11 protein-coding genes are annotated in these 12640 nt (G+C 70.9%); 6 read left to right on the top strand and 5 right to left on the bottom strand.

Annotated elements, in window-relative coordinates; translation table 11 throughout:
* Positions 1–98: 98 nt before the first annotated feature.
* The 4 genes from AMK21_RS05435 to AMK21_RS05450 all read left to right on the top strand — a co-directional run bounded on the left by AMK21_RS05435 (position 99) and on the right by AMK21_RS05450 (position 3202).
* Positions 99–932 (top strand): DUF5753 domain-containing protein, encoded by an 834-nt coding sequence (locus tag AMK21_RS05435; RefSeq protein ID WP_073874722.1) that lies wholly within the window; start codon positions 99–101, stop codon positions 930–932.
* Positions 932–1168, top strand: a complete 237-nt coding sequence (locus AMK21_RS05440) for a DUF397 domain-containing protein (protein WP_073874724.1) — start codon at positions 932–934, stop codon at positions 1166–1168. The genes AMK21_RS05435 and AMK21_RS05440 overlap by 1 nt, the downstream gene beginning before the upstream one ends.
* A 98-nt stretch (positions 1169–1266) precedes the next feature.
* A complete protein-coding gene (locus tag AMK21_RS05445; protein ID WP_073874726.1) occupies positions 1267–2694 on the top strand; it encodes an FG-GAP-like repeat-containing protein in 1428 nt (475 codons plus the stop codon).
* Positions 2695–2797: 103 nt separating this feature from the next.
* On the top strand, positions 2798–3202 hold the full coding sequence (locus AMK21_RS05450) for a thiol-disulfide oxidoreductase DCC family protein (RefSeq protein WP_073874728.1): 405 nt from the start codon (positions 2798–2800) through the stop codon (positions 3200–3202).
* Here the strand turns inward: AMK21_RS05450 and AMK21_RS05455 are convergent.
* The 3 genes from AMK21_RS05455 to AMK21_RS05465 all read right to left on the bottom strand — a co-directional run bounded on the left by AMK21_RS05455 (position 3199) and on the right by AMK21_RS05465 (position 6324).
* A complete protein-coding gene (locus AMK21_RS05455; protein WP_073874730.1) occupies positions 3199–4296 on the bottom strand; it encodes an HTTM domain-containing protein in 1098 nt (365 codons plus the stop codon). The genes AMK21_RS05450 and AMK21_RS05455 overlap by 4 nt on opposite strands.
* Positions 4289–4909: a DUF5819 family protein gene (locus tag AMK21_RS05460; protein ID WP_073874732.1), complete on the bottom strand. Its 621-nt coding sequence runs from the start codon at positions 4907–4909 to the stop codon at positions 4289–4291. The genes AMK21_RS05455 and AMK21_RS05460 overlap by 8 nt, the downstream gene beginning before the upstream one ends.
* Before the next feature lie 137 nt (positions 4910–5046).
* Positions 5047–6324, bottom strand: coding sequence for an ice-binding family protein (locus AMK21_RS05465; RefSeq protein WP_073874734.1), 1278 nt, complete (start codon positions 6322–6324; stop codon positions 5047–5049).
* A gap of 425 nt (positions 6325–6749) precedes the next feature.
* Between AMK21_RS05465 and AMK21_RS05470 the strand changes: the two genes are divergently transcribed.
* Complete coding sequence (locus AMK21_RS05470) at positions 6750–8744, top strand: hypothetical protein (protein ID WP_073874736.1); 1995 nt, start codon at positions 6750–6752, stop codon at positions 8742–8744.
* Between the two features lie 10 nt (positions 8745–8754).
* Here AMK21_RS05470 and AMK21_RS05475 read toward each other — a convergent pair whose 3' ends face one another.
* Entirely contained in the window at positions 8755–10257 is a 1503-nt protein-coding gene (locus AMK21_RS05475) for a helix-turn-helix domain-containing protein (protein WP_079181081.1), read from the bottom strand.
* Positions 10258–10565: 308 nt separating this feature from the next.
* Here AMK21_RS05475 and dnaN point away from each other — a divergent pair, with 308 nt between their 5' ends.
* A complete protein-coding gene (gene dnaN, locus AMK21_RS05480) occupies positions 10566–11684 on the top strand; it encodes a DNA polymerase III subunit beta (RefSeq protein WP_073874740.1) in 1119 nt (372 codons plus the stop codon).
* Positions 11685–11753: 69 nt separating this feature from the next.
* On the opposite strand, the gene AMK21_RS05485 is transcribed toward dnaN, so the two are convergent.
* Positions 11754–12638 (bottom strand): glycoside hydrolase family 19 protein, encoded by an 885-nt coding sequence (locus AMK21_RS05485; protein WP_073874742.1) that lies wholly within the window; start codon positions 12636–12638, stop codon positions 11754–11756.
* Positions 12639–12640: the final 2 nt, after the last annotated feature.

Here is a 12640-nt window from a genome sequence, read left to right on the forward strand (position 1 = left end):
ACCTGTTGACCTGCACGAACCTCGCTGCTGGGCAGTTGATTTCGGGCACATCGCGTAGTGACCGGTTGAGTTCGGTTGAGTCGAAAAGAGATCACGTCATGGCAAGTGCGGAGAACAAGGAGACGGCCAGTCCGGCGGCGAAGCTGGTGGCCAAAGTGACGCGCATGCTGCGCGTCCAGCGGGAGTGGTCGCAGGACCGGCTGGGGGACGAGCTGGGCTACTCGGCGGCTGCGGTCAGCGCGATGGAGACGTGCGCGCAGCCCGCCAGTGACGCGATGCTGGTGGCGCTGAAACGCGTCCTGAGCGAGGGCAGCGAGGTCTTCGAGACCGCACGGCTGTACATGCGGATGGAGCGGCTTCCCGAGCAGTTTCAGGACTACTCGCTGCTGGAACAGGCCGCCATCAGCCTCCAGCTGTTCGCCACCAACGTCATCCATGGGCTCTTCCAGAGGGAGGCCTACGCGCGGGCGCTCATCGGTGGCGGATACCCGCCGCTCTCCGACGAGCGCGTGGAGGAGCTGGTCCAGCTGCGGATGGCGCGCAAGGCCCTCTTCGACCGGGACCCGCTCCCGATGATCGAGATCATCATCGACGAGTCCGTCCTGCGTCGCGTCATCGGCAGCGAGGAGATCATGCGGGAGCAGCTGCTCCATCTCGTGGAGTGCGCCCGAAGGCGCAATGTCACGCTACTGGTGCTGCCCCTGGACGCCGGGAAGTATGGGGAGTACGACGGTGGTCGTGGCTCGATGAGCCTGCTGGAGACGCCGACGCACGAACATCTCGTCTATCTGGAGCCGCAGGACGAGAGTCTGCTGATCAGTGACCCGGCAAAGGTCAGCATCTACGCTCAGCGCTATGCGAAGATCCGGTCACAGGCCCTGGGTCCTCGTGAATCGCTGGACCTCATCATGCGGTTGGCAGGAGTGAAGTAATGAGCAGCACCCTCCGGTGGTTCACGTCGAGCTACAGCAGCGAAAGCGGCGGCGAGTGCATCGAGGTCGCCTTCGACTGGCGTACGTCCTCCTACAGCAGCTCCAGCGGCGGCGAGTGCGTGGAGGTCGCCGCCTGCCCCCACTCCGTCCACGTCCGCGACTCCAAGGTGGCCGACGGGCCTGCCTTCGCCGTCGCGCCCGACGCCTGGTCCACGTTCGTCACCTGGGCGGACTGACCCGCCCACGTACGAGACCGGCCCCGCACGGCGGTCCCGTCACGCGGCATGACTGAATACCCCCACAGAACGTTCGACTCAGCGGTGGGGGGCACCACATGACGACCAGACGTAGCCGTACACGTACCGCCACGCTCGCCGCGCTCGCGGCCATGACCTTCGCCGCGAGCACGCTGGCCGGCGGTCCGGCCGGCGCCGCGCCGGTTCCGGTGCCGCAGGACATCAACGGGGACGGGTACCGGGACGTCGTCCTGCCCGCGCCCGGGGCCTCCGTCAAGGGGCGTTGGGCGGCCGGGGCCGTCGTCGTGCTCTACGGGTCGGCCAAGGGGGTCTCCGCCGCCAAGCGGGCCGTGATCACCCAGGACTCGCCGGGGGTGCCGAGGACGGCCGAGGCCAATGACCGCTTCGGGGCCTCCAGCGCCATCGCGGACCTGGACAAGGACGGGTACGCGGACGTCGTCGTCGGCATCCCGTACGAGAGCGTGGGGACCACGCAGGCGGCCGGTTCGACGGTGGTCCTGTGGGGCAGCAGGAACGGTCTGGTCTCCGGCGCCGCGCTGCCGACGCGGGTCGAGAGGAACGGCAACGCGGGGCGGGACGTGGCGGCCTGGTCGGGGCCGGACGGGGCACAGGTCCTCGTCGTGAACAACAACACCACCACCCGCCTGACCGGGCCGTTCACGCGGGCCGGGAAGCCGAAGTCCACCTATCTGCACGACGAGACGGGCTGGATGCGCTCCGCCTCGTACGGGGATGTGAACGGGGACAAGGCGGCCGACCGGGTCCTCGTCACCGGGCGCATGGGCGGGCTGAGCGGAGGCTACGCGTTCGTGAACTCCTCGATGGAGGTCAGCCCCTTCGACCGCCGGATGACCGGCGGTGACGGACTCACCTCCGCCGTCGGGGACGTGAACGGCGACGGTTACGGGGACCTGGTCGTCGGCGACCCCGATGAGCCCACCGCCGAAGGGCGCTGGGGCCGTCTCGGCGGGGCCGTGCACGTCTGGTTCGGGTCGGCGAAGGGGCTGGCGTACGACAGGGCGCCGCTGACACTCCACCAGGACACGACGGGCGTTCCGGGCTCCGGTGAGCGGGGGGACGCCTTCGGGTCCTCCGTCGCGGTCGCGGACCTGGACCGGGACGGGAAGGCCGAGATCATCGTCGGCGCTCCGGGTGAGGCCATCGGTACGAAGTCGACTGCGGGCACCGTGGTGGTGGTGCCCGGGCGGGCGACGGGGGCGCTGGGAGCGGGCTCGTACTCCTTCTCGCAGGACACGGCGGGGGTCCCGGGCTCGGTCGAGGCGGAGGACCAGTTCGGTTCGACCGTGAGCGCCGGGGACCTGAACCGGGACGGGCGGCCGGACCTCGTCGTGGGGGCCGCCTGGGAGAACGGCAGCGGCGGGGTGTGGGTGCTGCCGGGCGGTGCGTCGAAGCCGGTGTACGCGTCGTCGGTGTCCTTCGGGCCCGGCGGGCTGGGGCTGCCGGGGAACAGCGGGCTGCTGCTGGGCGGCGACCTCCAGTCGTGAGCTGAGCCGGGTGTCCGCACACCGGCCCGCCGACCGGACACCGGCCCGTGGCAGCGCCTTCCGGAACAGCGCAGTCCGTTCGGGCAGGATGGGGTCCATGCCCATGCGACCTGTACCTGTCCTCGTCTACGACGGCGACTGCGCCTTCTGCACGACCTCGGTGAACTTCCTGACACGGCGTGTGCGTCCGCAATGCACCGCCACACCGTGGCAGTTCGCCGACCTGGACGCTCTCGTCACCACCCAGGAGCGGGCCGAGCACGAGGTGCTGTGGATCTCGCCGCTCGGCACGGTGTTCGGCGGGGCGCAGGCCGTCGCCAAGCTCCTGTTGAGCGCCGGCGGTGGCTGGGCGTGGCTGGGCGGCCTGCTCACCCTGCCGCCGGTGCGGTGGATCGCCCACGGGGTCTACCGGCTCATCGCCGCCAACCGTACCCGCCTGCCGGGCGGCTCACCGGCCTGCGCGCTGCCGGCGGACCGCAGGCCGGGGGGCGTACGGTCCGCGCCCTAGGGACGATCGCGTACGGGGGAGACAGGACCGCCCTGCTTCGGCACCGCACCACGCGCTGCCTCCGGTACTTCGCCCCGTACCGGCTGCGGCTCCTCCGTACGTCCCAGCGCCCGCCGGGCCAGCCTTCCGGCCGCGATCCAGAAGCGGTCCGGCAGGAACACCGCGTCGGCGATGATCATCGCGCCCGAGAACAGCGGCAGCCCCATGAGCACCGCGATGCCGATGTGCATGCCGAGCAGCATGGTCAGCACCGGGTACTTGAGCCTGCCGAACAGCACGAACGGGAAGGCGACCTGGAGGAGCACGGTCAGGTAGCCGACCACCGCGATGGCCAGCGCCTGGTCGTCCGCCCAGTGGGAGAGGGCGGGCCACGGCTGGAAGAGGTCGAGGTTGAGGACGTAGTGCAGCGCGGTTCCGGCTCCCCAGGTGCCGCCCTGGACCTTGTAGAGGCCGGCGGCGCCGTAGAGGAAGCAGACCTGGACGCCGATCACGAGGAGCCCGCAGTTGTGGAGCGTCGTGACCAATGTGGTCCGTGATGCGGCGAGTCGAGGAGGAAGGGCGGGCAGGCGTCGTCGGCGGGCGGGGGTGCGGCGGGCCCTCCTGGCGTCCAGGGACCAACGGCGGCCGGAGGCCGTGAGGACGAGGTAGAGCGCCATCAGCAGGACGAGGTTGTCGCCACCGTCCGTCATGAAGATGGACCGCGCGTGGAACGAGGCCACGACGACGGCGAAGAGCACGGAGACCGCGCGGGTCCGCCAGCCGAGCAGGAACAGGACGCTGACGACGAGCGCGGCCGCGTAACAGAGTTCGAAGTGGAGGCGGCTGTCGGAGAGGGTCAGCACGCTGACCCAGCCGGTCTGGTCGAAGAGCTGCCGGGCCAGGTCCGGTGTCCACGGGGAACCGGGTCCCCAGATCGCGTCGCGGTGGGGGAACTCGCGCAGCAGGAAGACCAGATAGAGCAGGCCGTATCCGATGCGCAGGACCGATACCGCGTAGAGGGAGAGGGGGCGGTCCGTCAGCAGCGCCCAGGCGTGGCGCGCGGCCCCCGTCACCCGTACGAGCGGGCGGGTCGGGTTGTCGGTCGGCTCAGGCATCGGAGGTCACCTTCCACCAGGGCAGGAGCCGGGTATCGGCGTTTCTCGCGGCTTCGGCGGCGCCGCCGTCGCCATCCGCTCTGCCCTGAGCGGGCACGGGCAGGGTGACCACCCGGAGCTGGATGTTCTCGAACGGCTTGCCGTCCCGTTCCGCCATGCGGTCCGCGGCGATGTTCCGTAGGTACTTCCGCATCATCACGGCCCGGTCCGAGCGCGAGAGGTCGTCTCCTCCGTGGAGTTCGACGTACGACGTCCACGACCGGCGCAGCATGTTCTGCGAGGTGTGGCTCGGGAGGGGGTTGTGCCTGATCGCGGCGGTGTCCACCGCCGTCAGGTCCACCCAGTCGCTGACCTCGATGGAGCCGTCCGGGGCCGTGTGCGCGGTGCGCGCGGAGATCTGCCGGTTGACGGAGTCCGGGTCGGGCGCGAACAGTCGCCAGTTCTGCTCGAAGAGGGGGTAGATCCAGGCGTCCACCTGGGAGTTGAAGCGCTGCGACACCACGTTCGACGGTGCCACGTGTAAGAACACCAGGCCGACGTGGGCCAGGGCCGTGGTCAGGCAGAGCGCCACGGCGGTGTTGAGGATTCCTCTGCGTACATGTTCCGTCGTCACTCCACCCAGCACGTGCCCCAGCCCCGCCCTGTTCTCGTCTCGTCAATTCTTGTTGTCGCGTGGAAGCGTGCGGCGGGGCAGGAGGACATGCCCCGCCGCACGCCGGTCATCGGGCAGCGCGGGTGTCGCGCCGCCGGTCAGCCCTCGTGGTGGCCGGGGCCCTCCGGCTTGTCGCCGTAGCCGCCGTGCTGCTCACCGTGGCCGGGGCCGTGGTCACCGGGGCGCCCGTCGCCGTAGCCGTAGCCGCCGTTGTCGTGACCGCCGGAGTGACCGCCCGAGTGACCCCCGGTGCCGCCGCCCTTGCCGCCGCCGGTGTGACCGCCGGAGTGGCCCCCGGTGCCGCCGCCCTTGCCGCCGCCGATGACGCCGCCCTTGCCGCCGCCCGTGGTGTTGCCGGCGATGTTCCCGGAGGTGTTGCCGACGGTGTTCCCCGTGGTGGTGCCGGTGGTGGAGCCGCCCGGAGTGCCTCCGGTGGTGCCGCCGGTCAGGACGCCGCCGAGCACCCCGCCCAGCACGCCGCCGGTGCCGCCCGTCGTACCGCCGGTCAGGACGCCGCCGAGCACCCCGCCCAGCACGCCGCCGGTGGTGCCGGTGGTGGTGCCCGTCGTCGTGCCGGTGGTCGTGCCCGTCGTCGTGCCCGTCGTCGTGCCCGTCGTCGTGCCGGACGTGGTGCCGCCGGAGCAGGTGGAGCGGGTGATGCGGTTGTTGTCCAGGGTGACCGAGCCGTTACGGGCCAGCGCCCGGCCCTCGATGGTCGCGCCGGTGGTCACGCTGATCGAGGTCAGGGCCAGGATGTTGCCGATGAAGGTCGAGTCCGTACCGAGCGTGGCCGAACTGCCGATCTGCCAGAACACGTTGCACGGCTGCGCACCGTTGATGAGGTTCACGCGGCTGGCGGACGCCGTCGTCAGGCCCGATCCGACCTGGAAGACCCACACGGCGTTGGGGTCACCCTCGGCGTCGAGGGTGAGCGTGCCGGTGAGACCCAGCGTCGAGGAGGCCGTGTAGACGCCGGGCACCAGCGTCAGGCCCCCGGCGTCCGGCGGGAGCGCGGCGTCCGTGGCCTGTCCCGCCGCGTTGTTGTACGCCACCACCAGATCGGACTTGGCCTGGAGCGCGACGGCGTCCGCCGAGTGCTGGACCCCGTTCACGAGCCCCGGCGGGAATCCGCTGATGGCCGTTCCCGGGCTGACGCCGACGTCCCCGGTGATCACGGTGGGTCCGGTGTTGGTGACCGACTCCCCTGCCAGCACCGCGAAACTGTCCGCTGTCCCCAGCGGTACGGGCGTGGCGATGGCGAAGGCCGGGGCCGTCGCCACGGCCACCATGGCTGCGGCGACCGTCGCGGTGACAGCGGCGGTGAGCCAGGAGGAGACAAGGCGCCGTACTGCAAGATCAGGAGTTCTGAGCTTCATCAGAAACCGATTTTCTGTGCGAGGCGGCGGCTTCCGAGCCGTTTCACGGTTTCCCGGAAGCCCTCGTGTGTCCGCAGCACATTACGCACAGAACCACCCAAAAAGTCGGGCGAAATCGGGCCAACCGCATTTCTTTTTTCTGCCGAAAAGCGGAGAACGGTTTCTGCATCGCGCAGAATGCTTTCATCGAATAAAGGTGCCCAGCCACGGATAATCGAATAAAGAATTAATGCACCATGTGTTCCCCTCCCGGTGCGGAGCCCCCAGCTCGGCCCCCAGGGCGGGGGGCGCGTAGTCGTCCAGGGGCGCGAAAAATGCGCCCCCGTTGTCGGCGACGTGCCTTATTCTGCGATCGGGCCGCGCCCCTTCGTTTCTCTCGTCCGGGTGACGTGCGGCCCCTTCATACCGTGGGGGTATCAGTAACTGTGCGCACGCGCAGAATCTCGACCGCGACAGCGTTCGCGGTCCTCTTCAGTTCCGTGGTGCTGGTCGGCGGCACGGCGAGCACTGCCGCCGCCGACAGCAGCAGAATCCTTCCCGCAACCTCGCTCGGCGACATCGTCGCCGACGGTGTGCACCAGCGGGTGTTCATCAGCGACCCGCAGTCCGGCCAGATCCTCGCCACGGACTACTCCGGCAAAGTCGTCCGCGTCCTCGGCGAACTGCCCGGGGTGACCGGTCTGGAGCTGTCGGCCGACTCCGGCACCCTGTACGCGGGTGTGGCGGCCTCCGACCACATCGTGGCCATCGACACCGCCACCCTGACGGAGTCCGCGCGCTACGACATCGGCCTGGGCACCCGGCCGACGCACCCGGCCCTGGCGGGCGGGAAGCTCTGGTTCGGCTACGGGGCGGCGACCGAGGGCAACATCGGTTCGCTGGACCTGTCCGGCGAGGAGCCGGTGGTCACGCTGGACCAGGAGACGGACCGTACGTGGTACTCCGCGCCGGTCCTCGCCTCGTCGCCCGGCGCCCCGGACAAGCTGGCAGCGGGGCAGGAGGGCCTGAGCCCGTCCGAGCTGGCTGTGTACGACGTGGCGTCGGGCACGGCCGAGCGGACCGCCCAGCTGCGGGCGGACGCGAGCAACCTGCGCGACATCGCGGTGAGCCCCGACGGGGCCCAGCTCGTCGTCGCCAGTGGTGCGCCCTACTTCCACCAGGTGTACCGGACGTCCGACCTGCGGGCGGAGCAGGGCTACACCTCGAAGCACTACCCCAACGCCGTGGACATCGCCCCCAACGGGACGGTGGCGGCCGGGATCGACGGTTCGTACGATCCGGACGTGTACATCTACCCGAAGGGCGCGTCCAAGACGGCCCCGGTGCGGACGTACGACTTCCCCAGCACCGGTACGTCCAGCGGGTCGGACCTCCTGGAGCCGGCGGGTCTCGCCTGGGCGCCCGACGGCAGCCGGCTGTTCGCCGTCTCGGTCAACAACCACGGGACCCGTTCCTTCCGGGTCCTCACCGATCCGACGCGGTCCGTCGCCACCCTGAGCATCAGCGCCCCCGCGAAGGCGACGCGCGCCGAGGCGCTCACCGTCAAGGGCTCCATCAAGGCCTCCGTGGCGGTCCCGGCCGGCACACCGGTCACCGTGACCCGTACGGACGTCGAGTCGCCCAAGGGCAAGTCGCTCGGCACCGTGAAGACGGACGCCAGGGGCGCGTTCACCTTCAAGGACACCCCGCCCGCCGGCGGCAAGGTGACCTACAAGGCCACCTACGCGGGCAGCGCCAAGCACACCGCCGCGTCAGCCTCCGCCGCCGTCACCGTCTCGCGTGCCGCGACCTCGCTGAAGCTGAACCGGAACAAATCGGTCCACGCGTACAACAAGAACGTCTCCTTCACCGCGACCCTCGGCAAGACGTACAAGAACCGCGTCGTCGAGCTGTGGGCCGACCCCTTCGGCGCCGACAAGCCGAAGAAGCTGGTCAAGAAGGCGAAGGTCAACTCCAAGGGCAACCTGTCCGTCACGGTCAACATGAAGCGCGACACGACGGTCACCGCCGTGTTCGCGGGGGACGCCAGGTACGCGCCCAAGACCGTGAAGTCGACCGCGTACGCCAAGGTCAACGCCTCGCTGAAGCTGTCCAAGCAGTACAAGACGGCGAAGATCGGGAAGACCCCCTACGCGTACTACAGCAAGAAGAAGAACCCCGACTTCACCACGAGCATGACCTACCACAAGGGCCGTGCCCACCGGCTGTCACTTCAGCTGAACTACCAGGGCACCTGGTACGACGCGGGCCAGCAGTACTTCCCGCTCGGGTCCGGCGGCAAGTCGATCGTGACGTTGGAGGGACCGCACGAGACCGGCTACAAGATGCGCGTGCGCACCTCGTACATCAACGGTTCCTCCGGTGACAGCGTCAACTCGACGACCCACTCGGCCTGGAAGTACTTCATCTTCACGAAGTAACAAGCTGCGGCTACCCGTTGACCTGCTGCGCCCGTATCGCCAGCCACAGGTCGTAGCGGGCGCTCGGGGGGCGCAGCAGCGAGCGCTGGAGCACGGTCTCCAGCCTTGTGAGGCGCTTACGGGCTCCGGGGACGGAGATGCCCAGCTCGGCCGCTGTCGGGCCGAGGCGGCCCTCGCAGCGCAGCCAGGTGCGCAGGGTCTCATCGGCCGAACCTCCCCATGGCTCCGATATCGGGGCCAGTTGGCGGGCGGCCCACTCCTGGACGGCGGGGCGGCGCAGGACCTCATCGAGGTCGTGCGCCGCCCCGCCGTCGCGCCGTCCGGCCTCCGGGGTGCAGACCGGGGCCGGGGTGGCGCGGATGCGCAGGGCCAGGTCGAGCGCCGACTGGTCGGCCAGCCGGAGGAGGTCGAGGCCGAGCAGTTCGCCGATGAGCTTGAGGCGGGCGGCCAGGGTGTTGCGGTGGACCTTGAGGTGGTCGGTCGCGTGCGACGAGAAGGCCAGCCAGGACGCGGCGGTCGCCGCGAGCTCCTGGCTCCCCGGGTCCTGGGCCCGGCGCGGCACATGGGTCAGGAGCGGGGTGAGCAGGGCCTCAGCCCACCGCCGCCCGGCAGGGCCGACGACGAGCGCCGGTTCCGGGGCGGCGCCGAACCGGACGTGCCGGCCGGGCACTTCGCGGGCGACGGCCAGGGCGTGGAAGGCCTGGCGGTAGCCGGTGGCGGTGTCGGCCAGCGGCACCTGCTCGCTGACGCCCACCACGCAGCGCTCCACCAGCGCGGCCACCGCCTCGTCGGTGGCGGTCCCGCCGTCCGGGCCGTCCTCCCGCCCGCCCTCCGCCGGCATCACGAGGATGAGGTGGCGGGCGTAGACGGGGCACCGCACGATCCAGGACCGTCCGCCGTCCGCCTCGGCGCAGACCCGGGCCACCTCGTCCCGGCTGTCCCCGGGGCACTCCACGACACAGACCCGTACGGGGTCGGGGAGGCGGGGGCGCAGCGCACCGGCCACCTGGTGGGCGATGGAGAGCTGGCCCGTCATCAGCAGGTGCAGCACCGCCTCCCGGCCGCGCGACTCGGCGAGGTCCACCCGGCGCCGCTTGCGCTCGACCGCCTCGGCCTCCCGGCACAGGGAGAGCGGCATCAGCACGTCGGCCAGCAGCGTGGTGAGCCCGGCGGCCACGGGCCGGCGCGTGACGACGGCGAGGAGGGGGGCGGCGCCCCGGTCCGCGGCGTGCGCGTCGTGGGGTCCGGGCAGCGGGAAGAGGAGGACGGTGTGCGCTCCGGTGTCGTGGGAGTACGCCAGGGCCCCGCGCTCGGTCAGCGCCCGTACGCCCTCGGCGACCAGCCGGGGCACGTCGGGGGCGTCGGCCGGTGCGGTCAGGGGGCCGCTCGAAGCGGCCCCGGACGCGCTCAGCACGGTCCCGTCGGAGCGTGCGATTCCGGCCCAGCCGCCGGCGCGCCCCGCCAGCCAGCGCAACAGGCCGGCCGTCCCGCCGTTGCGGGCCAGCCGCTGCATCCTCAGCAGGTCGTCGTCCCGTTGACGTGCTCGCACATGATCCCCCGATCACCACTGTGCATCACTGTGCGGGGTGTTACCCCCGCCGTCGCCCCACTGGGCGCATTGAACCTCCCCGTGCCCCTACCCGCCGGTCTATGGTCCGAACGTGGTGTTCCGGTACTGGTCGTCCGGGGCGCTCACGGTACCGGTGGCAGCGACTCACGGGGGTGGTCGCTGTCGCCGGTGCTCTTCGGCCCCGGCCCGGTGTCAGTGGTGGCCTCTAACGTCGTCGGTGTCCGGACGATCTGTTGAGAAGAGGCCCCACCGTGGAGTTCCGCATCGAGCGCAGTGCCCTGACCGAAGCCGTGGCCTGGGCCGCCCGCGTCCTGCCGGTCCGCTCCCCCGTTCCCGTACTGGGCGGGCTCCTGCTGGACACGGAGGGCGGGCGGTTGCGCGTCAGCGGGCTCGACTACGAGGCGTCCGCGCGCATCGACGTGGAGACCGCCGAGGTGCTGCGCCCCGGGAAGGTGCTCGTCATGGGGCGGCGCCTGCTCGACATCTGCAAGGTGCTGCCGGAGGGGCCGGTGGAGTGCGCGGTGGAGGGCTCGCGGTTCACGGTGTCGGGGGACGGCGCCCGCTTCGGCCTGTCCGTGCTGCCGCTGGACGACTACCCGGCGCTGCCGTCGCTCCCGCAGGTGCGGGGCGCGGTGGAGGCGGCGGAGTTCGCGGCGGCCGTCGCGGATGTGGCGGTGGCGGCGGGGCGGGACGACACCCTGCCCGCGCTCACCGGGATCCGGCTGGGGCTCGACGGGGAGAGCGGGACGATGACGCTCGCCGCGACCGACCGGTACCGCTTCGCCGTGCGGACGCTCCCGTGGAAGGCGGCGGCGGGCGACGAGAGCGCCGATGTCATCGTCTCCGCCCGCCGGCTGACCGAGATCGCCCGCTCGCTGGGGCGGTCCGGGCTGGTGAGCGTGGCGCTGGACGCCGGTTCGGCGGGGTTCGAGCACGCGGGGATGCGGACCACCGTGCGGCTCCTGGACGGGCGGCTCCCGCGCCACGACAAGCTGTTCGCCCTGGAGAGCCCCGCCGTGGCGGTGGTGGACCGGGCGCGGCTGGTGGAGGCCGTCAAGCGGGTCTCGGTGGTCGCCGACGGGGACAGCCCGGTGCAGATGGCGTTCTCCGCCGCCGACAACTCCGTACATCTCCAAGCGGGTTACGAGGACGACGTGGCGTCCCAGCGGCTGCCCGCGACGCTGGAGGGCGCCCGGGAGATGACCGTGGCGTTCAACCCGGGGTATCTGGCGGACGCCCTGGCCTCGTTCGAGGAGCCGTCGCTGCGGCTGCTGATGATGGGGGCGGGGCAGCGGGCGATGATCACGGGCGGGGCGGGGTCGGACGCGCACCGGCACCTGCTGATGTCGGTGAAGCCGCCGCTGCTGTAGGCCGGGACGGGGGTCCGCCCGGCAGCAGCCGGACGCACCCCCGTACGGGTGGGGATCACCAGGTGGGGATCAGCAGCTCAGGTTCGAGCCGGTGGTGGTGCCGAGGATCTGGGTGAACTGCGTGAACTTGTTGATCCGGCTCTGGACCTGCGCCGGGTTGCCGCCGTTGCACTCGATCGCACCGTTGATGGAGCGGATGGTCTCACCGAACCCGCGGTTGTCGACGATGGCGTTGTGCGCCGTCATGGTGCCGGGGCCGTTCTGGGTGTTCCAGTACCAGAGGCCGGTCTTCCAGGCCACGGATGCGTTCTGCTCCACCAGGTAGGGGTTGGCCAGCAGGTTGATGCCGAGGGCGTCACCGGCGGCCTTGTAGTTGAAGTTCCAGCTCAGCTGGATGGGACCACGGCCGTAGTACGCGGCCCGGCCGGCGGGGCAGCCGTAGGGCTGGCCGGTGTCGCAGTAGTGCGGGTAGTTGGCCTCGTTGACCTCCTTGATGTACACCAGCCCGCCGGTCTCGTGGCTGACGTTGGCGAGGAAGGCCGCGGCCTCGCGCTTCTTCACCTCGGTGCTGCCGGTGTTGGCGAAGGCCGGGTAGGAGCTGAGGGCGGCGGTGAGGCCGCTGTAGGTGTAGAAGGAGTTCCGGTTCGGGAACATCTGGTTGAACTGGGCCTCGCTGACGACGAAGCCGCCGCCCGGCTGCTCACCGCCCCCGCCGGTGCCGCAGGCGCCGTTGTCGGCCCAGACGTCGGAGGAGCCCGGCCGCTCGTTCTGGGTCCACCACTTGGCGGTGTAGTTGCGGCCGTTGTACGAGGCGGTCTGCCCGCCCGTGTAGACGGACGAGGAGTTCCAGGTGGTGACGCAGGTGGCGGCCTGGGCGGTGGCCGCGGGGAGGACGACGAGCGCCGCGACGACCGCGGCGAGCGCGACCAGCAGACTGAGGACGCGTCTGATCACGT

The sequence above is a fragment of the Streptomyces sp. CB00316 genome (genome assembly GCF_001905595.1).
Lineage (GTDB): Bacteria > Actinomycetota > Actinomycetes > Streptomycetales > Streptomycetaceae > Streptomyces.

Excerpts from the sequence above, each read along its gene's own strand:
- AMK21_RS05475 (WP_079181081.1), bottom strand. The coding sequence starts at position 10,257 with ATGCAGCGGCTGGCCCGCAACGGCGGGACGGCCGGCCTGTTGCGCTGG.
- AMK21_RS05450 (WP_073874728.1), top strand. The coding sequence starts at position 2,798 with ATGCGACCTGTACCTGTCCTCGTCTACGACGGCGACTGCGCCTTCTGC.
- AMK21_RS05435 (WP_073874722.1), top strand. The coding sequence starts at position 99 with ATGGCAAGTGCGGAGAACAAGGAGACGGCCAGTCCGGCGGCGAAGCTG.
- AMK21_RS05465 (WP_073874734.1), bottom strand. The coding sequence starts at position 6,324 with ATGAAGCTCAGAACTCCTGATCTTGCAGTACGGCGCCTTGTCTCCTCC.
- AMK21_RS05455 (WP_073874730.1), bottom strand. The coding sequence starts at position 4,296 with ATGCCTGAGCCGACCGACAACCCGACCCGCCCGCTCGTACGGGTGACG.
- AMK21_RS05445 (WP_073874726.1), top strand. The coding sequence starts at position 1,267 with ATGACGACCAGACGTAGCCGTACACGTACCGCCACGCTCGCCGCGCTC.
- AMK21_RS05440 (WP_073874724.1), top strand. The coding sequence starts at position 932 with ATGAGCAGCACCCTCCGGTGGTTCACGTCGAGCTACAGCAGCGAAAGC.